Annotated in this window: 18 protein-coding genes and 1 tRNA gene; 5 read left to right on the top strand and 14 right to left on the bottom strand. The window is 67.0% G+C overall.

Translation table 11 applies throughout. The features are described 5' to 3' along the window. Positions 1 to 54 precede the first annotated feature (54 nt). A complete protein-coding gene (locus AC1DEL_RS08990; RefSeq protein ID WP_092292297.1) occupies positions 55 to 2,376 on the bottom strand; it encodes an NADP-dependent malic enzyme in 2,322 nt (773 codons plus the stop codon). Between the two features lie 183 nt (positions 2,377 to 2,559). After that, on the bottom strand, positions 2,560 to 3,285 hold the full coding sequence (locus AC1DEL_RS08985; RefSeq protein ID WP_477125602.1) for a DUF4136 domain-containing protein: 726 nt from the start codon (positions 3,283 to 3,285) through the stop codon (positions 2,560 to 2,562). Positions 3,286 to 3,468: 183 nt separating this feature from the next. On the opposite strand from AC1DEL_RS08985, the gene pepN reads away from it, so the two are divergent. After that, positions 3,469 to 6,180, top strand: a complete 2,712-nt coding sequence (pepN, locus tag AC1DEL_RS08980; protein WP_477125603.1) for an aminopeptidase N — start codon at positions 3,469 to 3,471, stop codon at positions 6,178 to 6,180. A gap of 93 nt (positions 6,181 to 6,273) precedes the next feature. Further along, complete coding sequence (locus AC1DEL_RS08975) at positions 6,274 to 7,290, top strand: class 1 fructose-bisphosphatase (RefSeq protein WP_441591930.1); 1,017 nt, start codon at positions 6,274 to 6,276, stop codon at positions 7,288 to 7,290. Between the two features lie 67 nt (positions 7,291 to 7,357). On the opposite strand, the gene AC1DEL_RS08970 is transcribed toward AC1DEL_RS08975, so the two are convergent. The 6 genes from AC1DEL_RS08970 to AC1DEL_RS08945 all read right to left on the bottom strand — a co-directional run bounded on the left by AC1DEL_RS08970 (position 7,358) and on the right by AC1DEL_RS08945 (position 13,002). Continuing rightward, complete coding sequence (locus tag AC1DEL_RS08970; RefSeq protein WP_441591928.1) at positions 7,358 to 8,311, bottom strand: aldose 1-epimerase; 954 nt, start codon at positions 8,309 to 8,311, stop codon at positions 7,358 to 7,360. Next, complete coding sequence (locus tag AC1DEL_RS08965; RefSeq protein WP_092292289.1) at positions 8,284 to 9,567, bottom strand: TRAP transporter large permease; 1,284 nt, start codon at positions 9,565 to 9,567, stop codon at positions 8,284 to 8,286. The genes AC1DEL_RS08970 and AC1DEL_RS08965 overlap by 28 nt, the downstream gene beginning before the upstream one ends. Continuing rightward, entirely contained in the window at positions 9,558 to 10,007 is a 450-nt protein-coding gene (locus AC1DEL_RS08960; protein WP_092293275.1) for a TRAP transporter small permease, read from the bottom strand. The genes AC1DEL_RS08965 and AC1DEL_RS08960 overlap by 10 nt, the downstream gene beginning before the upstream one ends. Before the next feature lie 148 nt (positions 10,008 to 10,155). Further along, positions 10,156 to 11,124 (bottom strand): TRAP transporter substrate-binding protein, encoded by a 969-nt coding sequence (locus AC1DEL_RS08955; RefSeq protein WP_369823397.1) that lies wholly within the window; start codon positions 11,122 to 11,124, stop codon positions 10,156 to 10,158. A 131-nt stretch (positions 11,125 to 11,255) separates the two neighbouring features. Continuing rightward, positions 11,256 to 12,113 carry an SMP-30/gluconolactonase/LRE family protein gene (locus AC1DEL_RS08950; RefSeq protein ID WP_477110274.1) on the bottom strand — a complete coding sequence of 286 codons (858 nt, stop codon included), beginning with the start codon at positions 12,111 to 12,113 and terminating at the stop codon, positions 11,256 to 11,258. A 52-nt stretch (positions 12,114 to 12,165) separates the two neighbouring features. Next, positions 12,166 to 13,002 carry an NAD-dependent epimerase/dehydratase family protein gene (locus AC1DEL_RS08945; RefSeq protein ID WP_092292283.1) on the bottom strand — a complete coding sequence of 279 codons (837 nt, stop codon included), beginning with the start codon at positions 13,000 to 13,002 and terminating at the stop codon, positions 12,166 to 12,168. 680 nt (positions 13,003 to 13,682) lie between these two features. Here AC1DEL_RS08945 and AC1DEL_RS08940 point away from each other — a divergent pair. Continuing rightward, positions 13,683 to 14,750 (top strand): porin, encoded by a 1,068-nt coding sequence (locus AC1DEL_RS08940; RefSeq protein WP_092292281.1) that lies wholly within the window; start codon positions 13,683 to 13,685, stop codon positions 14,748 to 14,750. A 179-nt stretch (positions 14,751 to 14,929) separates the two neighbouring features. Then, positions 14,930 to 15,005: transfer RNA gene (locus AC1DEL_RS08935), tRNA-Thr, on the top strand. 101 nt (positions 15,006 to 15,106) lie between these two features. On the opposite strand, the gene AC1DEL_RS08930 is transcribed toward AC1DEL_RS08935, so the two are convergent. From AC1DEL_RS08930 to AC1DEL_RS08915, 4 genes are all read right to left on the bottom strand, one after another. Continuing rightward, on the bottom strand, positions 15,107 to 15,391 hold the full coding sequence (locus AC1DEL_RS08930; RefSeq protein WP_369823392.1) for a HigA family addiction module antitoxin: 285 nt from the start codon (positions 15,389 to 15,391) through the stop codon (positions 15,107 to 15,109). 19 nt (positions 15,392 to 15,410) lie between these two features. Continuing rightward, positions 15,411 to 15,689, bottom strand: coding sequence for a type II toxin-antitoxin system RelE/ParE family toxin (locus AC1DEL_RS08925; protein WP_092292277.1), 279 nt, complete (start codon positions 15,687 to 15,689; stop codon positions 15,411 to 15,413). A gap of 295 nt (positions 15,690 to 15,984) precedes the next feature. Then, complete coding sequence (locus AC1DEL_RS08920) at positions 15,985 to 16,440, bottom strand: response regulator (protein WP_477125604.1); 456 nt, start codon at positions 16,438 to 16,440, stop codon at positions 15,985 to 15,987. Between the two features lie 190 nt (positions 16,441 to 16,630). Next, positions 16,631 to 18,244 (bottom strand): DUF342 domain-containing protein, encoded by a 1,614-nt coding sequence (locus AC1DEL_RS08915; RefSeq protein WP_092292275.1) that lies wholly within the window; start codon positions 18,242 to 18,244, stop codon positions 16,631 to 16,633. A gap of 262 nt (positions 18,245 to 18,506) precedes the next feature. Between AC1DEL_RS08915 and AC1DEL_RS08910 the strand changes: the two genes are divergently transcribed. Continuing rightward, positions 18,507 to 19,349, top strand: a complete 843-nt coding sequence (locus AC1DEL_RS08910) for a class I SAM-dependent methyltransferase (RefSeq protein ID WP_092292273.1) — start codon at positions 18,507 to 18,509, stop codon at positions 19,347 to 19,349. Between the two features lie 23 nt (positions 19,350 to 19,372). On the opposite strand, the gene AC1DEL_RS08905 is transcribed toward AC1DEL_RS08910, so the two are convergent. Together AC1DEL_RS08905 and AC1DEL_RS08900 are read right to left on the bottom strand one after the other, a co-directional pair. Beyond that, on the bottom strand, positions 19,373 to 19,966 hold the full coding sequence (locus tag AC1DEL_RS08905) for a DUF1415 domain-containing protein (RefSeq protein WP_092292271.1): 594 nt from the start codon (positions 19,964 to 19,966) through the stop codon (positions 19,373 to 19,375). A 55-nt stretch (positions 19,967 to 20,021) separates the two neighbouring features. Beyond that, positions 20,022 to 21,131 carry an acyltransferase family protein gene (locus AC1DEL_RS08900; RefSeq protein ID WP_477125605.1) on the bottom strand — a complete coding sequence of 370 codons (1,110 nt, stop codon included), beginning with the start codon at positions 21,129 to 21,131 and terminating at the stop codon, positions 20,022 to 20,024. Between the last annotated feature and the right edge of the window lie 62 nt (positions 21,132 to 21,193).

Below are 21,193 nucleotides of genomic sequence, written 5' to 3'. Positions count from 1 at the left end.
TTTCCTCAGGCCCGGTTTTTCTTTGGTACCGGCGGTTTCGGCAGGTAGCGCGGCTTAGCGCACCGCGCTCGACTCCGCGACGGCCACGGCCGTCATGTTGATGATACGCCGCGTGGTGGCCTGCGGGTTCAGGATGTGCACCGGCTTGGCCGCGCCCAGCAGGATCGGGCCCACCGTCACGCCCTGTCCGCCCGTGATCTTGAGCAGGTTGAAGGCGATGTTGGCGGCATCCAGCGTCGGCATGACCAGCAGGTTGGCGCTGCCGGCCAGCTTGGTGTTCGGCAGGAAGTGACGGCGCACGTCCTCGACCAGGGCGGCATCACCCTGCATCTCGCCTTCCACTTCCAGTTGCGGCGCCACCTTGGCCAGGATCGCGGCGGCGTCGCGCATCTTGCGTGCCGACGGGCGGTTCGACGAGCCGAACATCGAGTGCGACATCATCGCCACCTTCGGGTGCAGGCCGAAACGCTGGATTTCCTCGGCGGCCAGTTGCGTGATGGCGGCCAGTTCCTCGGCGCTCGGGTCGTCGTTCACGAACGTGTCGGTGATGAACAGCGTGTACTTCTCGAGCATCAGCGCGTTCATCGCGGCGAACACCTTGGCGCCCGGCGCCAGGCCGATCACGTCGCGCACGTGCTCCAGGTGGGCTTCGAAGCGGCCCACGGTGCCGCACAGCAGTGCATCGGCATCGCCCATATGCATCAGCATGGTGCCGATCAGCGTGTTCGAGCGGCGCAGCGCCACCTTGGCCATGTCCGGCGTCACGCCATCGCGGCCGCGCAGCGTGTGGTAGGCCTCGTGATAGGCGCGGTAGCGCGGATCATCCTCGGGGTTGATCAGCTCGAAGTCCACGCCCGGGCGCAGGCGCAGGCCGGCCTTCTCGATGCGCATCTGGATCACGTGCGGACGGCCGATCAGGATCGGCTTGGCCAGGCCCTCGTCCACCACGCCCTGCACGGCGCGCAGCACGCGCTCTTCCTCGCCCTCGGCGTAGGCCACGCGCTTCGGCGCAGCCTTGGCGGCCGAGAACACCGGCTTCATGATCAGGCCGGTGTGGTAGACGTAGTGCGTCAGTTGCTGGCGATAGGCTTCCAGGTCCTGGATCGGACGCGTGGCCACGCCCGATTCCTCGGCGGCCTTCGCCACGGCCGGCGCGATCTTCTCGATCAGGCGCTGGTCGAACGGCGTCGGGATGATGTAGTCCGGGCCGAACTTCAGCTCACGGCCACCGTAGGCGGCGGCCACGGCGTCGTTCAGCTCGGCTTCGGCCAGCTCGGCAATCGCCTTTACGCAGGCCAGCTTCATTTCCTCGGTGATCTTCGTCGCGCCGCAGTCCAGCGCGCCACGGAAGATGTACGGGAAGCACAGCACGTTGTTGACCTGGTTCGGATAGTCCGACCGACCCGTCGCGATAATGCAGTCCGGGCGCGCGGCCTTGGCCACTTCCGGGCGGATTTCCGGTTCCGGGTTCGCCAGCGCCAGGATGATGGGCTTGTTGGCCATGGTCTTGACCATCTCGCCGGTCAGCACGCCGGCGGTGGAGCAGCCCAGGAACACATCGGCGTTGTTGACGATGTCGGCCAGCGTGCGGTTGGACGTGTCCTGCGCGTAGCGGGCCTTGTTGACTTCCATGTTGGCGTCGCGGCCCACATAGATCACGCCCTTCGAGTCCACCACGGAGATGTTCTCGCGCTTCAGGCCCAGGCTCACCATGGTGTCCAGGCAGGCGATGGCAGCGGCGCCGGCGCCCGACACGGCCACCTTCACGCTGCCGATTTCCTTGCCCACCACCTTCAGGCCGTTCAGCAGCGCCGCGGCCGAGATGATGGCCGTACCGTGCTGGTCGTCGTGGAAGACGGGGATGTTCATGCGCTCGCGCAGCTTCTTCTCGATATAGAAGCACTCGGGCGCCTTGATGTCCTCGAGGTTCACACCGCCGAGCGTGGGCTCCAGCGCGGCGACGATCTCGACGATCTTGTCCGGGTCGCGGGCATCGAGTTCGATGTCGAACACGTCGATGCCGGCGAACTTCTTGAACAGGCAGCCCTTGCCTTCCATCACCGGCTTGCCGGCCAGCGGGCCGATGTCGCCCAGGCCCAGCACGGCGGTACCGTTGGTGATCACGGCCACGAGGTTGGCGCGCGAGGTGTACTCGGCGGCCATCGACGGATCCTTGGCGATCTCCTCGCAGGCGTAGGCCACGCCCGGCGAGTAGGCCAGCGACAGGTCGCGCTGGTTGGACAGCGCCTTGGTGGCGGTTACCTGGATCTTGCCCTTGGTCGGGCTGCGGTGATATTCCAGCGCGGCGAGACGCAACTGCGCTTCAGGGCTATTGGGGGCATGTTGCGGTGCATCACCGCTTGTCTTGCTGCTCATTTGCTCGTACCGGAAAAAATCGAGGAGCCATTCTAGCCCAGCCATTTCGCGGCTGGTTGCGCTTTGCCGCGTGCTGGCGGGGGTTTTTGCGCGATTCACGCGCAAAACTCCTTTTACCGCACGGTAGGCAATCGCCTTGTCTTATGGATGAACCAGCGCGCGTCCCATGCGCCGCGCCGGGGATTACTTCTTGTCCTTGTCGACTTCCAGCGTCACGCGCCGGGGCCGGCCGCTCTCGGACGGGAATTCGGTCAGCGCGCTGCGGATCATGTACGGCATCACGCCCGCCAGGCTGCCGCCCTCGGTGGTGTTGCGCGCCGTGATCTGGTACACGCGCTTGCCGCTCGCGGCGTCCTTGAAGAAGATGCGCAGGCTGGAGAACGTCACCGGCACGTCGCGCACCACGGTCTGCGGCGGCCAGTAGCCCGGATAACCCGGCCCCCATCCCCACGGGCCATAGGGCCGGTAGTAGCCGCCGTACGGCCCCCAGTACGGTCCCCACGGGCCGTACTGGGGATCGGAATAGTAGGTTTCGGCCACGCGCACCATGCCGGGCACGGCGCCGTAGTCCATGCTGACGAGGTAGCGCGCCTGCGCCGGCGGCTTCTGTTCGAAGCCCACGCCGGCCAGCGCGTCGGCCAGCCACGCCTGGTAGGTCTCATATTCGAGCTGGGAGTCCTGCGCGGAGAACTGCTGGGCCTGCGGCTGCTGGGCGGCGGGTTGCCCGGCCTGCCCGGCCTGACCGGCCGGTGCCGGCATCGGCGCACGCTCGAAGGCGTAGGTGCGCGGCGCGTCGTTTTGCCACCCGGCCTGCCGGAAGGCGGTGACCTCGGTGGTCACCGTGCTGGCGCAGCCAGCCAAACCCAATACCCCCAGCGCTCCAAGCGCCACCACGGCCCGTCGACCCATCCCTGCCACGGCATTCCACATCGCGATACCTCGTTCTTGTTCGTTCGTCCTACCAGACTTCAGACACGGGCGCTCTCCCGGAATTCCCCGCCGCCCTTGGCTACAATGGGGACTTCCGCGGAACCTCCGCACCGCCACCCGCCGTGGCGCCCGCCCCCGGTCACTCCGAAGACAGGATTCCCCATGCTGCGCACCGATACGCCCGTTACCGTCTATCGCAAGGACTATACTCCGCCCGCCTTCGCCATCGACCACGTCGACCTGGTGCTGGAGCTGGACCCGCAACGCACCGTCGTCGCCAGCACGCTGACCTTCCAGCGCGCGCCCGGCGCGGCCGGCGACGCCCCGCTGGTCATGGTCGGCGAAGCGCTGGAACTGCTCGGCGTGACCCTCGACGGCCAGCCGTTCGCCAGCGCGAAGGAAGACGCCGGCACGCTCACGCTGACCGGCCTGCCGGCGCAAGGCACGCTCGTCATTACCACTGCCTGCAATCCGGCGGCGAACACCACGCTGTCCGGCCTCTACGTCTCCAACGGCAACTTCTTCACTCAGTGCGAAGCCGAAGGCTTCCGCCGCATCACCTATTTCCTCGATCGCCCCGACGTGATGGCGACCTACCGCGTCACGCTGCGCGCCGACCGCGCCGCCAGTCCGGTGCTGCTCTCCAACGGCAACCTGCTGTCGGAGCGCGCCTTGCCCGATGGCCGCCACGAGGCCGTCTGGGAAGACCCGTTCCGCAAGCCGTCCTACCTGTTCGCGCTGGTGGCCGGCAAGCTGGCCTGCATCGAGGAACGCATCACCTCCGCATCGGGCAAGGAAAAGCTGCTGCAGGTCTGGGTGGAGCCGCAGGACCTCGACAAGACCCGCCACGCCATGGACTCCCTGATCCATGCCATCCGCTGGGACGAGCGCCGCTTCGGCCTGGAACTCGATCTCGACCGCTTCATGATCGTCGCCGTGAGCGACTTCAACATGGGCGCGATGGAGAACAAGGGCCTGAACATCTTCAATACGAAGTACGTGCTCGCCAATGCGCAGACGGCCACGGACGTGGACTTCGCCAATATCGAGTCGGTGGTGGGGCATGAGTACTTCCACAACTGGACCGGCAACCGCGTGACCTGCCGCGACTGGTTCCAGCTCTCGCTCAAGGAAGGGTTGACGGTGTTCCGCGACCAGGAGTTCTCGGCGGACATGATGGGCTCCGAATCCGGCCGCGCGGTGAAGCGGATCGAGGACGTCCGCGTGCTGCGCCAGGTGCAGTTCCCCGAGGATGCCGGCCCGATGGCCCACCCGGTGCGCCCGGACAGCTACGAGGAAATCAACAACTTCTACACCGTCACGGTCTACGAGAAAGGCGCCGAAGTCGTGCGGATGTACCAGACCCTGCTGGGCCGCGACGGCTTCCGCAAGGGCATGGACCTGTACTTCCAGCGCCATGACGGCCAGGCCGTGGCCTGCGACGACTTCCGCGCCGCCATGGCCGACGCCAACGGCCGCGACCTGACCCAGTTCGGGCTCTGGTACAGCCAGGCCGGCACGCCGGTGGTCAGCGTGAAGACCGCGTGGGACGGCGCCGCCGGCACGCTGGCGCTGACGCTGACCCAGCGCTGCCCCAAGGTCGGCATCGAGACCCGCGCGGGCACGCCCGAGAAGCAGCCGTTCCACGTCCCGTTCGCGGTGGGCCTGATCGGGGCCGATGGCGCCGACCTGCCGCTGCACCTCGAAGGCGAGTCCGCCGGGGAAGCCACCCCGCGTGGCACCACCCGCGTGCTCGACTTCACGCAGGCCGAGCAGACCTTCCGCTTCACCGGGCTGCCGCGCGGCGACAAGGCGCCCCTGCCCTCGCTGCTGCGCGACTTCTCGGCGCCGGTCATCGTCGACTATGAATATTCCGATGCCGAACTGACCTTCCTGCTGGCCCACGACAGCGACGCCTTCAACCGCTGGGAAGCCGGCCAGCGCCTGGCCACGCGCGCGCTGCTGAAACTGGTGGGCGAGGTGCAGGCCGGCCGCGAACTGAAGCTCGATCCGGCGCTGGTGGCCGCCTTCCGCGCTGTGCTGACGGACGGCTCGCTGAGCCCGGCGTTCCGCGAGCAGGCGCTGATGCTGCCCGCCGAAGCCTATCTGGCCGAGCGGATGGGCGTGGCCGACCCGGCCGCGATCCACCATGCCCGCCTGTTCATGCGCGAAGGCCTGGCCAGCGCGCTGCAACGCGAGTGGCTGGCCGCATATGAAGCCAACGCCACTCCGGGGCCGTACAGCCCCGATGCGGACGCGATGGCCCGCCGCGCGCTGCGCAACCTCGCGCTTGGCTATCTGGCCGACAGCGGCGACGCCGCCATGCAGGCGCTGGCCGACACCCACTACCAGCAGGCCGACAACATGACCGACCGCGCCGCGGCGCTCTCGGCGCTGGTCAACAGCTTCGCGCCGGGCCGCGAGCACGCGCTGGCGGACTTCTACCAGCGCTTCGAGCAGGATGCGCTGGTCATCGACAAATGGTTCTCGCTCCAGGGCATGCAGCGTGGCGACGTGGGCCCGCACGCCGGCAAGCGCACCATCGACACCGTGCGCGCGCTGATGGACCATCCCGCCTTCAACCTGCGCAACCCGAACCGGGCGCGCTCGCTGATCTTCAGCTTCTGCTCGGGCAATCCGGCGCAGTTCCATGCCGAGGACGGCTCCGGCTACGAATTCTGGGCCGATCAGGTGCTGGCGCTGGACGCCATCAACCCGCAGGTGGCCGCCCGGCTGGCGCGGGTGATGGATCGCTGGCAGAAATACGCGCTGCCGCTGCGGGACCGCATGCGCGCCGCGCTGGAGCGCGTGGCGGCGTGCCAGACGCTCTCGCGCGACGTGCGGGAGATCGTCGGCAAGTCGCTGGCTGCCTGACCCCGGGGGTGAGGACGGAGAGGCAACCATTCGTAAAACTGCCATGTCCGTAGCGGCAGACATGTAGAATTGCGGCCATCGAAGGAGAACCACATGACACGCATCAGCCTCACCCGCTATCTGGTCGAGGAGCAGCGCAAGCACAACACGATCCAGCCGGAGCTCCGGCTGCTGATCGAGGTGGTGGCGCGCGCCTGCAAGGCCATTTCCAACGCCGTGAGCAAGGGCGCCCTCGCGGGCGTGCTCGGCTCGGCCGGCACCGGCAACGTGCAGGGCGAGACCCAGCAGAAGCTGGACGTCATCGCCAATGAAGTGCTGCTCGACGCCAACGAGTGGGGCGGCCACCTGGCGGCGATGGCCTCGGAGGAAATGGACTCGTTCTACGAGATCCCGAACCGCTATCCGAAGGGTGAGTACCTGCTGCTGTTCGATCCGCTCGACGGCTCGTCGAATATCGACGTGAACGTGTCGATCGGCACGATCTTCTCGGTGCTGCACATGCCCAAGCCGGGCCAGACCGTGACGGAGCACGACTTCCTGCAGCCGGGCACGCATCAGGTGGCGGCCGGCTACGCCGTGTACGGCCCGCAGACCACGCTGGTGCTGACGGTCGGCAACGGCGTGCACATGTTCACGCTGGACCGCGAGGCTGGCAGCTTCGTGCTGACCCAGTCGGACGTGCAGATTCCGGAAGACACCAAGGAATTTGCGATCAATATGTCGAACATGCGTCACTGGGCCCCGCCCGTGCGCGAGTACATCGACGAATGCCTGGCCGGCGAGGAAGGCCCGCGCGGCAAGAACTTCAATATGCGCTGGGTGGCGTCGATGGTGGCCGATGTGCACCGCATCCTGACCCGCGGCGGCGTGTTCCTCTATCCGTGGGACAAGCGCGAGCCGGAGAAGCCGGGCAAGCTGCGTCTGATGTACGAGGCCAACCCGATGGCGTTCCTGGTCGAACAGGCCGGCGGCGCGGCCACGAACGGCCACGACCGCATCCTGGACGTGCAGCCGACGCAGCTGCACCAGCGCGTGTCGGTGGTGCTCGGCTCGAAGAACGAGGTGGACCGCATCACGCGCGCCCACCGGGAAGCCGAAGGCAAGGCGTAAGCCAGTCCCTCTCTATATATAGGGGGATGCAGGACAAGACAGGGCGCTCCGGCGCCCTGTTTGCATATCAGCGCGGCACCTCGATGAGCCACTGCATGCGGAACGTGACCGACTCCCCGGGCGCCAGCGCGCGCAGGCCGGTGCCCTCCCAGCCCCGGGCGCACAGGTTGACGGCGTCAGCCACGTGCGAGACCGGCTCCAGGCAGACGAAGTCGCACCCGCCGGGCGCATGGAGGATCAGATGCTCGAGCGGCTCGGCGGCGCGCAGGGTCAGCGTGGCGCCGTCCGCGCGTCGCAGTGTGGCCTGGCGCTTCCAGCCGCTGTAGTAGACGGAGAGGTCCGCATCGGGCAGATGACGCTCGCGCAGGAAGGCCTCGCGCCGCCCGATGGCCGCACGGCCCGTGGCCACCCCGCCACCGTCCGCCGGCCAGACGTGGGCCGCATCGAACTGGATACGCAGGCCGGGCGGCCGGGCGAAGAACGGATGGAAGCCGCCGCCCACCGGCATCGGCGTATCCCCCACGTTTCGGATGTCGAGCGCGGCGGCGAGGCCCGCCTCGTCCAGCACCAGCGACTGCCGCGCCAGCACGGCCCAGGGCCAGTCGGTGCCGGGCGGATGCTGGAGCGCCAGCGTGATCGCATTTTCCTGAGATTCCACCACCTGCCACGGCCGGACGTGCCCGAAGCCATGCATCGCGTGCGGCTGGCCCGGATGCGGCGGCAACTGGACCTCGCGCCCCTGCCAGCGGAAGCGGCCATCGCGGATGCGGTTCGAATACGGCAGCAGCGGATAGCTGCCGGCCTTGGGCCAGGCGCGGGCCTCGAAGCCCTCGCGCAGCGCCTCGGCCGGCATGGGTGCGAGCCAGTCGATGGCGGTGCCATCGGCGCGCGTGGTGGTCAGCGCGGCCATGCGGCCACCGGCGGCGGGCGCCACGGTCAGGACGTGGGCGCCCGCGCGCACGGTGTGCAGTGCGCCGGGGGTCAGCCAGCCGCTCACTTCAGCAGCAGGTCCGGCAGCCACATCGAGAACGCCGGCACGTAGGTGACCATCAGCAGGGCCGCCAGCAGCGCCCCGTAGAACGGCCAGATCGTCTTCATCACCTGCCCCACCGACACCCCGCCGATGGCGCAGCCGACGAACTGCGTCGTGCCAACCGGCGGCGTGTTCAGCCCCAGCGCGCAGTTGATCAGCATCATCATGCCGAACTGCACCGGCCCCATGCCGAAGTGCTGGCAGATGGGCAGGAAGATCGGCGTGCAGATCAGGATGGTCGCGGCCATGTCCAGGAAGGTGCCGAGGATGAACAGCATCACGTTCACCATCAGGAAGATCATCCACGGACTGGTGGACAGCGAACTCAGGAACTGCCCGGTCAGCTCGGCCACGCCATAGAGGCTGATCAGGTAGCCGAAGGTGCCGGAAATGCCGATCAGCAGCAGCACCACGCCGGTGGTCTTGACCGCCTTGGCCGCGGCCTTGACGAACTGCTCGCGCGTCAGCGAGCGGTAGACCAGCACAGTCAGCGCCAGCGCGTAGAGCACCGCCACCGCCGCCGACTCCGTCGCCGTGAACACGCCCGACAGGATGCCCACCAGGATCAGCACCACCACGAACAGCCCGGGCAGCGCCGCCGCCAGCGAGTGGCCGACGATGTCCCAGCCCGGGAACTTGCCCGCCGGATAGCCCCGGCTGCGCGCCACGAAGTAGGCGGCGGCCAGGTTGCAGATCGTCAGGATCAGCGCCGGCAGCACGCCGGCCAGGATCAGCGCGGCAATCGACACCTTCCCGCCCGCCGCCAGCGTGTAGATGATCATGTTGTGGCTGGTCGGCATCAGCGCGCCGACCAGCGCCGCGTGCGTGGTCACGTTGACCGCGTAGTCGGCGTGGTAGCCCTCGCGCTTCATCATCGGGATCATCACCGCGCCCATGGCCGACACATCGGCCACCGGCGAGCCGGAGACGCCCCCGAACAGCGTGCACGCCAGCACGTTCGACATGCCCAGCCCGCCGCGCACATGGCCGGCCATCGACTTGGCGAAGTTGACGATGCGGTCCGCGATGCCGCCGTACAGCATCAGCTCGCCGGCGAAGATGAAGAACGGGATGGCCAGGAACGAGAACGCGTTCATGCCCGAGGTCATCTGCTGGAACACCACGGCCAGCGGCAGGCCCTCGTACAGGATGGTGATGACCGCCGACAGGCCGATCGAGAACGCCACCGGCACGCCAAGGACCAGCAGGCCGAAGAAGCTGATGGAGAGAATGATCAGTGCCATGCCGGCTCCACTTCCGTGCCTTTCAGCACCGCAATGATGTGTTCGATCGAAAACAGCACGATCAGCGCGCCGGCGATCACCGGCGGCAGATAGCGCCAGCCCTCGGAGATGCCGAGGGTGGGCAGCTTGTAGTCCGCCACGGACAGCGCCAGCAGCGCGCAGTTGTAGGCCATGACCGCGCCGAAGGTGCCGACCAGCACGTGGATCAGCAGCTCGATCTTGGTACGGATGCGTTCGGGCAGCAGCACCAGCAGGGACTCCAGGCCGATGTGGCCGGCGTCGCGCACGCCCACGGCCGTACCGAGCATCGTCACGTAGAGCACGAGCAGCATGGCGATGGTTTCGGCCCAGGTGGGCGTGTCGTTCAGCACGTAGCGGCCGAACACCTGCGTAAGCACGGCAAGGACCAGCAGCACGAGCCCGGTCACGCCCAGCGCCATGCAGGCGCGGGCCAGCGTGGCGCAGAAGCGGGTGTAGAAGTTGACGCCGGCGGGGCCAGCGGGGCTGGTGACAGGCGCCGGAGCGGGCCCCGGCGTGCCGTCCACCGGCGTGGCCGGGGTAGGGGAAGACGAAAGCATGATGGGGCCCTTACTTCGTATCCTGCGCGCGGCGCACGAGGTCCTTCATCTGGGCGCTGGTGATGAAGCGGTCATAGACGGGCTTCATCGCGGCCTGGAACGAGGTCTTGTCGACGCTGATGATCTGCACGCCGGCGGCCTCCACCATCTTGCGCGACTTCAGCTCGCGCTCGTCCCACAGCTTGCGCATGTACGGCACCGAGTCCTTGGCGGCCTGGCGGACCATCGCCTGGTCATCCTTGGACATGCGGTCCCACATCACCTTCGAGAACAGCAGCATTTCGGGCGCCATCGAGTGCTCGGTCAGCGAGTAGTACTTGGCCACCTCGAACTGGCGCGAGCTTTCGTAGCTGGGCCAGTTGTTCTCGGCGCCATCGACCAGCCCGGTCTTCAGCGCGGTGTAGACCTCGCCCCACGGCATCGGCGTGGCGTTGGCGTGCATCGCCTCCAACAGCGAGACCCAGAGGTCCGACTGCTGCACGCGGATCTTCATGCCCTTGGCATCGGCCAGCGTGCGGATCGGGCGCTTGGTGGTGTACATCGAGCGCGAGCCGCTGTCATACCAGGCCAGGCCGATAAAGCCGTTCTTCTCGCACGACTTCAGGATGTCGTCGCCGATCGGGCCGTCCAGCACGTGGCGCATGTGGTCGGTAGAGCGGAACAGGAACGGCATCGTCGGGACGATGGTCGCCTCGCAGATGTTGTTCATGGCCGCCGAGTTCACGCGGACCATCGAGAGCGCGCCGATCTTGGTCTGCTCGATCGCATCCTTCTCGCTGCCAAGCGAACCCTGCGCGAACACCTTGACCGTCAGCCGGCCATTGGAACGCTGCTTGAGCAACTCGCCCATGTGGCGCACGGCCTGCACGGTCGGGTAGTCCTCGGGGTGGATGTCAGCCGAGCGCATGTCCGCGGCCTGCGCGGCCATCGGCATCGCCACGGTGGCCAAGGTGGCAGCAGCGGCGGCCATGGCGGCCATCAGGGCGCCCAGGCGGACGCGCGGGAGTTGGGTAGAAAACATGAAGTGCCTCCGGATTTGTAGTTTTTCGATCAAGACTTCAAGACTTGGGGCTTGCGGGCAAGCAATGCGGTGATACGGCAATACGGGTGTCAGGCGCGCAGCGTGGGCTCCTCGAGGCCGCGCACGCCCGGTTGCAGCGCGAACACCGCGCCCGAGAGCGGATCGGTGTCATCGGTGCGGATCGACGTGACATAGAGGGTGTCCAGCCCGGCGCCGCCGAACGCGCACATCGCCGGCTTGGCCACGGGCACCGCCAGCGACCGGTCCAGCCGGCCATCGGGCGTGAAACGGTGGACCTGCCCGGCGTCGTTGCCGCAGATCCAGTAGCCGCCCTCGGCATCCACGGCGGCGCCGTCGGGGCGGCCCGGGTAGCGGTTCATGTCGATGAACAGGCGCGGGTTGGTCGGCGTGCCGGTGTCGGTGTCGTAGTCGTACGCCCACACGGCCTGCCGCGCGGGGTGCGAATCGGACAGATACATCGTGCGGCCATCGGGGCTGAAGGCGAGCCCGTTGGGGGTGATCAATTCGTCACGCATGACGTCCAGGGCGCCGGTGGCGGGGTCATGGCGATAGAGCTTGCCGTCGGGCGCGGCCAGCGACATGTCCATGACCATCGTGCCGGCCCAGAAGCGGCCTTGGCGGTCACAGCGGCCATCGTTGAAACGCATGCCGGCGCGCGCATGCGCCACCGTGGCCACGCGGTGCAGCGACGGTGTGGCCTGCCCCGGCACCAGCCGGGCCACACGGAACAGCCCGGTCTCCATCGCCAGCAGCCAGCCGCCGTCCGGCGTCATCGCCATGCAGCCGGCCATCTCGGGCAGGCTCCAGTGGTCGGTCTGGCCGCTGGCCGGGTCGTATCGCCACAGCGTGCGGCCGGGAATATCGGTCCAGTACAGCGCGGCCTCGGCGGCGTGCCAGACGGGGCTCTCGCCCACGCCGCAGCGCATGTCGCCGATGCGTTCGATCGGGGTGACTTGCGAAACTTGGTCGCTCACGGCGTCAGTCCCCGAACGGGCCGGCCTTGACGAAGGCGCCGCCCTGGTACCAGCCCGCCGAATCATCCGCCGGCAGCGGCGGCACCGATTCCACCTTGGCCCGGAACTGCTCCGACGACTCCACCGGCCGGAAACCGAGCCGCGCCGCCTTGCTGTTGTCCCACCAGCTATCGCGGTTGGCCGAGGCGCCGTAGACGATCGTGAAGCCCACTTCCGGCACGAAGACCGCGCGCTTGATCAGCTGCTCCAGGTCGTCGTAGCCGAGCCAGGTGACCAGCATGCGGCGGTCCTTCGCCTCCGGGAACGACGAGCCGATGCGCAGCGCCACGGTCTCGATGCCGTAGCGGTCGAAATAGAAGCTGCCCAGCTGCTCGCCGAACGCCTTGCTCACGCCGTAATAGCCGTCCGGGCGCGGCGGCGAATCGGCGTCGAGCACCTCGCCCTGCTTGTAGAAGCCAATCACGTGATTGGAGCTGGCGAACACGATGCGCCGCACGCCATGGCGCCGCGCCGCCTCGTAGAGGTGGTAGGTGCCCTGGATATTGGCCGGCAGGATCTCCTCGAACGGACGCTCCACCGACACGCCACCCAGATGGACGATGGCATCGACGCCCGCCACCAGCGCGTGGACGGCCTTGGGATCAGACAAATCGCAGGGCACGACTTCTTCCTGCGCGCCTGCCGGGCCGAGGTCGGCGATATCGGAGATACGCACCACATCGGCATAGCGCTTCAGGCGGTCACGCAGGACCTTGCCGAGGTTGCCGGCCGCGCCGGTCAGCAGGATGCGATGGCAACGGGTGACGACACCGTCGAGCGGATCTTTGGGGGCGAGGGACATAGGTTCGGGATGCGCTGGCGTGGCCCCGCCAAGGGCCTCGCGGGATATGTGGATAGGTTGATTGATCTGTCGTCATACAACGTGACTGGAATCTAATCGTCCGTCAACCTGCGGTCAAGGCGGTGCAACGTCAGTGAATTCCCTAGAAGTTTTAGTTTGCAGACAACTGAAACGGATTGGCGCGTATTGGGGTTTAGGATGATTTTGGTGCTTTGAAAACGGTGTCTTTTGACAGGGGCCGGCGAGACCCATCGACCGGAGATCGGCCATCCATATGGGTTGGCTCAAATCCATCGGCAGCATCCAGGCTTTCGTGCATCGTCCCTGCATCGACGACGGCATCTCGGCGGAGATGCCGAAATGTCTGCCATCCGACCATCCTCCCGCAAAACTGACAGGCGGCTCTAGTGTTGCGCGCTGACTAATGTCTCGTCCTATGTCTTGCGATGTTATTTTTCTGTAAGGTACGATGTCATAGGACATCTGACGACTTGGGTTGCCTTTCCCAACCCCGGAAATCAGCGGTCCCGGCGCCCCGGATAGCCAGTCCGGGGCTGCCTTCACGCCACGCCGGTGCAGGTCAACGCCTGAGCCAAGGACGTCGCAGAAGTCCACAAAGAAACAGGCACCGGCCATTCCGCAACAACAACCGATAACGAGCCAGGATGGAGACGCAAACCATGAAGCGAGCCCTCGCGCCCTTCTTCACTACCGCAGCACTCGGCGCCGCCGCACTGGGCGCCACGGCGCCCGCCCACGCGCAATCCAATGTCACGCTGTACGGCATTGTCGATACCACGATCCGCTACACCTCGAACGAATCCGCCGCCGGCAACGGCAAGGTCCAGATGACCGACGGCGTGCTTACCGGCAGCCGCTGGGGCATGTACGGCCTGGAAGACCTGGGCCGCGGCTACCAGGCGCTGTTCGTGCTCGAATCGGGCTTCTCGCCCGACGCCGGCCAGAGCCTGCAAGGCAACCGCCTGTTCGGCCGCAAGGCATACGTCGGCTTGCAGGGCGACTTCGGCACGGTCACGTTGGGCCGCCAGTTCACCGTGATCCACGAAGTCATCGCCAGCTATGACGCGATGGCGCTGGCCAACCTCGCCATCGTCGGCTTCCAGGGCGGCAACTACACCGGCGGCGTGCGCCAGGACAACATGATCAAGTACTCGGGCCGGTTCGGCGGGTTCTCGATCGCGGCGCAACACGCCTTCGGCGAGGTGGCGGGCAGCTTCTCGAATTCGTCCTCCACGGGCGCCAGCGTGAGCTACGCCTCGGGCCCGTTCATGGTCGGCGGCGGCTACCAGATCATGCGCGACACGGCGGCGTACTACGGCGTGGCCGTACCCGTAAGCGACCAGAAGGTCTGGACGCTCGGCGGCACCTACAAGGTCGGCCCGGCCACGGTCTACCTCGGCTACACCAACAGCAACGTCGACAACGCCGGCTACAAGAACCAAGCCGGCTACCTGGGCCTGCAATACGCGTTCACCAACGCGTGGTCCGTGATCGCGACCGGCACCTACGACCACCTGAAGCACGGCGACGACTCCGGCAACCGCTTCACCGGCGCCCTGATGCTCGACTACGCGTTCAGCAAGCGCACGGACGTGTACCTCGAAGCCGACTACACGAACCTGACCGACGCCTGGCGCACGCTGGGCGGCCAGTCCACCTTCCAGACCCCCTTCTACGGCCACGGGAGCCGGGTTGGCGTGATGGCAGGCCTGCGCCACAAGTTCTGATGTGACGCCTGTGGCGCGTTACCGGCTTTCCGTGTTGTTCCGGCGACGTTGCCACAGCAAGAATCGCGCAAAAAATCTGCACAGGGGTCTTGCCAAACCCAAAACTCACCGCTAAGATTGCGGGCTCAGTTCGATTGTTTCGCAAGCAACGCAAGGCGCTGCAAACACTCAACGGTGTTGCCGAAGTAGCTCAGTCGGTAGAGCAGCTCATTCGTAATGAGAAGGTCGGGGGTTCGATTCCTCTCTTCGGCACCAACAGCATTACCGGCGACGCCAGTTTTTCCGCGTCGCCTTCAAAAACCCGCACCGCGCAAGCGCTGCGGGTTTTTTCATGGGCGGCGCACTTGGGGCGAAGCTCAGGTCGCGGGCTGGAGCGAGCGCACGCGCAGCTCGCTGCGGTACTGGTCCACCTGCCACAGGTCGTACGCGGCCTGATGCGCGAGCCAAGACTCGGCGCTCTTGCCGAACGCCAGTTCAAGCCGAACCGCCATCTCCGGCGTGATGCCAGCCCGGCCATTCACGATCTCGGAAACCGTCTTCCGCGAAACATCGAGCGCCGCGGCGGTATCGGTAATCGTCAGCCGCAGCGGCTCGAGCCAAAGCTCCGCAAGCAACTCGCCCGGATGCGGTGGATTGTGCATGCGCATGGCGCCCCTCTCACTAGTGATAGTCAATGTAGTTGACGATGTGCGCGTCCCCGTTCTCGAACCGGAAGGTCACCCGCCAGTTCGCCTGCACCGTCACGGCCCAAAGCTCCGCGCGGTCGCCCTTGAGCGCGTGCAGTCGCAAGCCGGGCGCATCCATATCGCGCGCCGAGGCTGCCTCGTCCAGCAGCGCCAGGATCAGCCGCAACCGCTTGGCGTGCATCGCGGGAATCGCCGCCGTGCTGCCTGTGGTGAAGAAGCGTTCGAGACCCTTGTGCGCAAATGAGCGAATCATGGTGAGACGGCAATCGTCGGCGGAGAGTGTAACCCCTAGGGTTACGTAACGCAAAGATTCCTCTCAATCGCCACGTTCGCGACCCGCCAAAAAGAAAAGCCAACCCGCTTGCAGGTTGGCTTTTCTGATTCCAGTGCCTCGTGATCCGGTTCCGCGTAACGCCTTCGCAGTGTGCTGGACCGCGTCTTCATTCGCTGCCCGGAACTAGCTGTCGCGGATCCTGCGGCACCCCAGGACACGCTTCCAGCTTAGTCCAGATTTCCCGCCATGGTGAGCGTGGTTCAGCGGGCGTCGTTCAGCGTGCTCGGCGCGCCGCCGGGACGACGATGGCGTGGGGTGGATGCAGCGGCTGCCAGGCTTCCGAGCGGGGTGCCGGCTGGGGCATGGCGCCCGTGTCGCCCAGCAGGTGCCGGATGCTTGCCTCCAGCCGTTCGATCGAGGCCGATTTCGGCGCGTGCGCCATCACCCTGCAGACCTGTAGCGATGACGGCACGTGCAGCCAGATGTTGTCGGAGAGCAGCAGGATGCGCGCCTGCGGCATCCTGCGATGCAGCCGGCGCAGCAGCGCCCAGTTGTCGGTGGACTCGCTCGACATGCCGTACACCACCAGCACCCGCTCGTCGGCCACCGCCAGCGTCCCCACGGCCTCCGGGTCGATGCTGAGGACGGGACCGATGTCCGGCAGGTGCTCCAGCATCCGCAGGATGCCGACCCGCACCAGCGGCTGGCTGTCGATGATGATCGCGCGCATGGCTGTCTCCCCGTTGGTCTTGCCGGGGAGCCATCCGCAAGGGCCATGCCAAAGGAAGAAGGGGAAGCCGATCGGCCCGCAAACCCTTGCTGGACAAGGGAGTCGCGCCGCCGGGCAAGCCGGCCGGCGGGGCCCCTCCGATGTTACGACAGCCGTAACGTCCGCCCAATCCGCCGTAACACCACGCCGGTCAGGTCACCGAGATCCGGTCGTCCACCACGCGCACCTGGCCACCGGTCTTGTCCTCCATCACCTTGAGGATCTTGTGGCCCACCTGCATCGTCACGCCGCCATGAATGCGCCGTCCCACGGCGATCACCGCCTCGTCGGATGGCTTCATCTGCTCGGTCAGCTTGGCGATCTCGGCGTCCAGTTCGAACAAATCTCGGTTGATCTTGTACATCGTCGCGCGCGCTTTTTCGCGGATGTCGCCGACGGCGCGCTCTGGATGTTTCGCGAAAAACGCGGCCAGTTGCTGGAGCTTGGCCTGCTCCTCCAGGATCTTGCGCCGTTGCTCCTCCAACTCCGCCTTCTGCTGGTCGGCAAACGGGTTGAGGCCCACCTGCACCGTCGTGGCCGTGCCGGCTGGCGCGCCTAGCATGGCGGTGCTGACGCTGGCCAGTGCGCGCGTGCGGCCGCCGCTGATGCTGCCCTGCCCGGTCGGGCTGCCCACGGTCACGCGCTCGCCCGCGGAGACGTCGCTCTGGCGGATGCCGCTTTCCACCACGACCTCGGTGGCCGCCTCGACAATCGCATTCTGGATATAGCGCGCATGCACCGCGCCCTTGCTGCGCACACTCGCAATCTCGCCAGAATCGGCGCCGTGCGCGGTCTCGGCCTTGCCGATGATGCCGCCCTTGACGATGACGTCTCCGCCGGCTTCAACGTGCGCCGCCTCGATCGTGCCGCTGACCACCACGTCGCCGGTCACGCGGACCGACATGCCGGTGCGAATGTCGCCTGACACGCGCAGCGAGCCGTCGAACGTGACGTTGCCGGAGTGCAGGTCCACCGCCTCCACGTCCACTACGGGGCTCACGATCACGCCACTCGGCAGGACGCGCGGCGATCCGGCGATCACGGCCAGCAGCAGCAGCGGGTCGTTGGGGTCGATGGCCACGCCGGTCAGGTCCGCGGCGAACGGCGTATCGATCATCGGGTCGGCCGGGATCGGCTTGCCCAGGATGTCCATGCCGTCCTGGCCCGGGCGGGCCGGGGTGCGCCGCATCAGCGCCGTGCCGGGGTTCACCAGCAGCAGGCTGCCCAGGTCGCGCAGGTCGAAGCGGTCGTCCTCGTTCTCGGTCTGCGCGGGCTTGCGCGGCTGCACCAGGCTGTCGAAGCGCGCTGCCTGGCCCTGCACCGGCGCCACACCGCGCGCGATTTCGCGCCCTTCGCAGCTGCCGGCCTCCAGCGCCACTTCGATGGCCGCCTTGTCGAGCAGCGCCACCACGTTCATCGAGGTCGCCGCGGCGGCAATGTCCTCGATATTGATCGCCCGGCCGCCCTCGGGCGGCATCAGCGTCAGCAGCAGGGACAGCTTGTCAGCAGTGATTTCGAGTTCGAAGGCCCCGTCGAGCAGGCTGCCGATCACGCCGTCGACCTCGCCGTCAGCCAGTTGGCACTGGGTCAGGAAGGCGTTCACCGCGCCCTGGTCGAGCCGCGCGCCGCGCCAGCCATGTTCCTCGAGGCTGGCTTCGAGGGTGGCGCGGTCGGGCGGCAGGCGTCCCGGCTCCGGTGCAAAGCACGCGCGTACGTGGTCCCCTGGCTGGCTCAGTTCCAGGCGTAGTCCGGCGTCGGCTGTCATGTGTCCCCGCTTCTGTGTGGCAGGCGATGGCAGTCCGGCCGGGCCGTGGCCCCGATCCTTCCGCAAGGATCGCCGTTTGCTGCCGCCAACTCTGCTTGTCGTCGATCTTTGATCAACGGCAGCGGGCGGAGTGAACTTTAGCCCACAAAAGTGGGGTATCACTCCTGCTGAGCCCCCCGGAAATCGGGCGATGACGGGCCGGGCGGCGGGATTTCGGTAAACTGTCGCCCTCCGATGTCCCCCGCCGCAGGTTTTGCCCTCCATGTCCAATAGTTACGAAGTCCGTCCCGGCCAGTCCATCGAGCTGCTCAAGGCACTCCACATCCTGACGCGCGACGGCAAGATGAACCAGGACAGCCGCCGCAAGCTCAAGCAGGTCTACCACCTGTTCCAGTTCATCGAGCCGCTGCTGCGCGAGGTGGCGGACGCGCGCGGCGCCGTCTCGCTGGTGGACCATGGCGCCGGCAAGTCCTATCTGGGCTTCATCCTCTACGACCTGTTCTTCAAGGATCTGCCTGAGGAACAGGGCAAGAACTCGCACATCTACGGTATCGAGACCCGCGAGGAGCTGGTGAAAAGCTCACAGGAGCTGGCCGCGCGCGCGGAATTCCCGGGCATGTCGTTCCTGAACCTGTCGGTAGCCGAATCCATCACCTCGCCCGCCCTGCCCGCCACGGTGGACGTAGTGACCGCGCTGCACGCGTGCAACACCGCCACGGACGATGCCATCCGCTTCGCCCTGGCCCGGCAGGCGCGCCACATCGTGCTGGTGCCGTGCTGCCAGGCCGAGGTGGCCAGCGTGCTGCGCAAGCACAAGGGCAAGCTGCTGGCCGGCAATCCGCTGACGGAGATCTGGCGCCATCCGCTGCATACGCGCGAGTTCGGCAGTCAGGTGACCAATGTGCTGCGTTGCCTGCAGCTCGAGGCGCACGGCTACCAGGTCAGCGTGACCGAACTGGTGGGCTGGGAACATTCGATGAAAAACGAGTTGATCATCGCCCAGTACAAGGACCTGCCGCGCAAGCGGGCGGCCGACCGGCTCCAGAACGTGCTGGAAACGCTGGGACTCGAGGAAATGGGCGAGCGGTTCTTCACCGCGCCCTGACGGGGCGCCCGGGCAGGCTGGGGTCAGCCTTCGTCTTGGGATTTTTCCGACATCCACTGCCGATAGCCGTCGACGCCCAGCCGCCGCATGGTGGCCTGGTTGCGCTCGTAGATATCGGCGGCGTCCGGAAACGCCTCGGCGGCGCGCGCGATGCTGTCTTCCCGCAGCAGGTGCAGGATCGGATACGGCGCGCGGTTGGTGTAGTTCTCGATGTCGTCCGGCTCGGTGCCTTCGAACTGGTAGTCCGGGTGGAAGCTGGCGATCTGGAGTGTGCCGGCCAGCCGCAGGCTGCGCAGCAGGCGCTCGGCGAAATACAGGAAGTCGTTGTAGGTGAGGAAGTCCGCCAGCGCGTGCGGCACGATCAGCAGCGTGGTGTCGGTCTGTGCCGGATCGGCGTCCGCCAGCCCGCGCAGTTCGCCCTCAAGTTCCTCGAGCAGGTCTTCCGCCCCCATGGCCGGGCTGACCACGTAGCGCACCTGATCCTTCACATAGACGCTCTTGGCGAACGGGCACAGGTTCAGGCCGATGACGGCGCGCGACAGCCAATGGCGCACGGCCTCGACGATCTGGGCATCGGTGGCATCGGCAGCATCGGCGGAATCAGGAAAGGCAGGCATGGCGGGGACAGCGACTGGCAAAGCGCCATTCTACGCCCCGCCCCTGCCTCCCAAGTCAGGCCATGCGCGCCTTTTCTCGCCCCACCCGCTTGAGCGGCCGGCCATTGAACAGGTCGCCGATGGGCCCCATGCGATCCAGCATCCAGGCGATGGCGCACAGCAGCCCCAGCTCGATCAGCGCCATCACCCACCACCAGTTGCCCAGCCGCGCCACTTCCACGCCGGCGCGGGTGGCCGTCTCGAACACGATCTTGTTGACGAGGTAGTTGAAGCCGAACACGGGCAGCGTATGCGTGCCGAGCCAAACCACCGCGCGGGAGGTTGGCAGCAGCACCACCACCTGCCACAGCAGCGCGGTGCCGGCGAAGGCTGCGAGCAACGTCATCGCCATCGCCATGGGCGTGGTGCCGATGCGGTTGCGCGACACATTCAATACATCTGGCGCATGCCGGACGGCCAGCACCCAGACCGCCAGCGTGACCACCAGCAGCAGGGCGCGCCGCATGGTCAGCGAGGCCGGCGTGAACTGCATCGGCCCCACCGCCGCGGCACGGGGCCCCTTGCCGCCGCCCATCCAGAGCCCGGCGCCGTAGAACACCATGGCGCAGCCCACGTTGCGCAGCGAAAACGGCCACTCCACCGGGTTCACGTCCGACCACGTGCCGCCACCCTGCGTGAAGACGATCCAGACCAGCCCGACGCTGGTCATCAGTGCGCCGGCCACGCTCGGGCCCAGCCGCGACAGCGCGGTCGCCACCACGTCCAGCCAGAACAGGCAGAACAGCGACCACAGCGGCGTGCTCAGGAAATTCCATTCGTTGATGGCGGACCCGGTCATGGTGCCGACAAAGCGCATGGTGAACTCGTCGTGAGGAAACCGGCCGAGCGCCCAGGCGACGATGTAAGGCACCGCCAGCACCAGCCCCATGCCCCAGGCCGGCACCACCAGCCGCATGAACTTGCCCCACAGGTGCGAGGCCGGCGCGGCCACCGCCCGCGAGGGCTGGAACACGAGCCCGGCCCGCAGCAGGAAGGCGGGAAAGGCCATCGAGTAGATCGCCCGATACACCGGATCGGGCAAGGCCCAGGCATGGCTGAAGACCACCAGCGCGATGCCGATGCCCCTGCACATGTCGATGGTGGGATTGCGCGGTGCTGAGCTCATGGAAGCCTCCCCTGTTTCGCACGAGTCTGGCCGGCGCCGGGAGCGCCCGCTGTGCGCCACCG

The sequence above is a fragment of the Cupriavidus sp. 10L43_2 genome, assembly GCF_056395265.1.
The sequence above is the reverse complement of the archived record's forward strand: the minus strand, read 5'-3'. Positions and strand labels throughout refer to the sequence as shown.

Bases quoted from the DNA above. Each gene is read 5' to 3' on its own strand.
- AC1DEL_RS08990 (WP_092292297.1), bottom strand. From the start codon at position 2,376: ATGAGCAGCAAGACAAGCGGTGATGCACCGCAACATGCCCCCAATAGC.
- AC1DEL_RS08985 (WP_477125602.1), bottom strand. From the start codon at position 3,285: ATGGGTCGACGGGCCGTGGTGGCGCTTGGAGCGCTGGGGGTATTGGGT.
- pepN (WP_477125603.1), top strand. From the start codon at position 3,469: ATGCTGCGCACCGATACGCCCGTTACCGTCTATCGCAAGGACTATACT.
- AC1DEL_RS08975 (WP_441591930.1), top strand. From the start codon at position 6,274: ATGACACGCATCAGCCTCACCCGCTATCTGGTCGAGGAGCAGCGCAAG.
- AC1DEL_RS08965 (WP_092292289.1), bottom strand. From the start codon at position 9,567: ATGGCACTGATCATTCTCTCCATCAGCTTCTTCGGCCTGCTGGTCCTT.
- AC1DEL_RS08960 (WP_092293275.1), bottom strand. From the start codon at position 10,007: ATGGCGCTGGGCGTGACCGGGCTCGTGCTGCTGGTCCTTGCCGTGCTT.
- AC1DEL_RS08955 (WP_369823397.1), bottom strand. From the start codon at position 11,124: ATGGCCGCCATGGCCGCCGCTGCTGCCACCTTGGCCACCGTGGCGATG.
- AC1DEL_RS08950 (WP_477110274.1), bottom strand. From the start codon at position 12,113: ATGCGCTGCGGCGTGGGCGAGAGCCCCGTCTGGCACGCCGCCGAGGCC.
- AC1DEL_RS08945 (WP_092292283.1), bottom strand. From the start codon at position 13,002: ATGTCCCTCGCCCCCAAAGATCCGCTCGACGGTGTCGTCACCCGTTGC.
- AC1DEL_RS08940 (WP_092292281.1), top strand. From the start codon at position 13,683: ATGAAGCGAGCCCTCGCGCCCTTCTTCACTACCGCAGCACTCGGCGCC.
- AC1DEL_RS08930 (WP_369823392.1), bottom strand. From the start codon at position 15,391: ATGCACAATCCACCGCATCCGGGCGAGTTGCTTGCGGAGCTTTGGCTC.
- AC1DEL_RS08925 (WP_092292277.1), bottom strand. From the start codon at position 15,689: ATGATTCGCTCATTTGCGCACAAGGGTCTCGAACGCTTCTTCACCACA.
- AC1DEL_RS08920 (WP_477125604.1), bottom strand. From the start codon at position 16,440: ATGCGCGCGATCATCATCGACAGCCAGCCGCTGGTGCGGGTCGGCATC.
- AC1DEL_RS08915 (WP_092292275.1), bottom strand. From the start codon at position 18,244: ATGACAGCCGACGCCGGACTACGCCTGGAACTGAGCCAGCCAGGGGAC.
- AC1DEL_RS08910 (WP_092292273.1), top strand. From the start codon at position 18,507: ATGTCCAATAGTTACGAAGTCCGTCCCGGCCAGTCCATCGAGCTGCTC.
- AC1DEL_RS08905 (WP_092292271.1), bottom strand. From the start codon at position 19,966: ATGCCTGCCTTTCCTGATTCCGCCGATGCTGCCGATGCCACCGATGCC.
- AC1DEL_RS08900 (WP_477125605.1), bottom strand. From the start codon at position 21,131: ATGAGCTCAGCACCGCGCAATCCCACCATCGACATGTGCAGGGGCATC.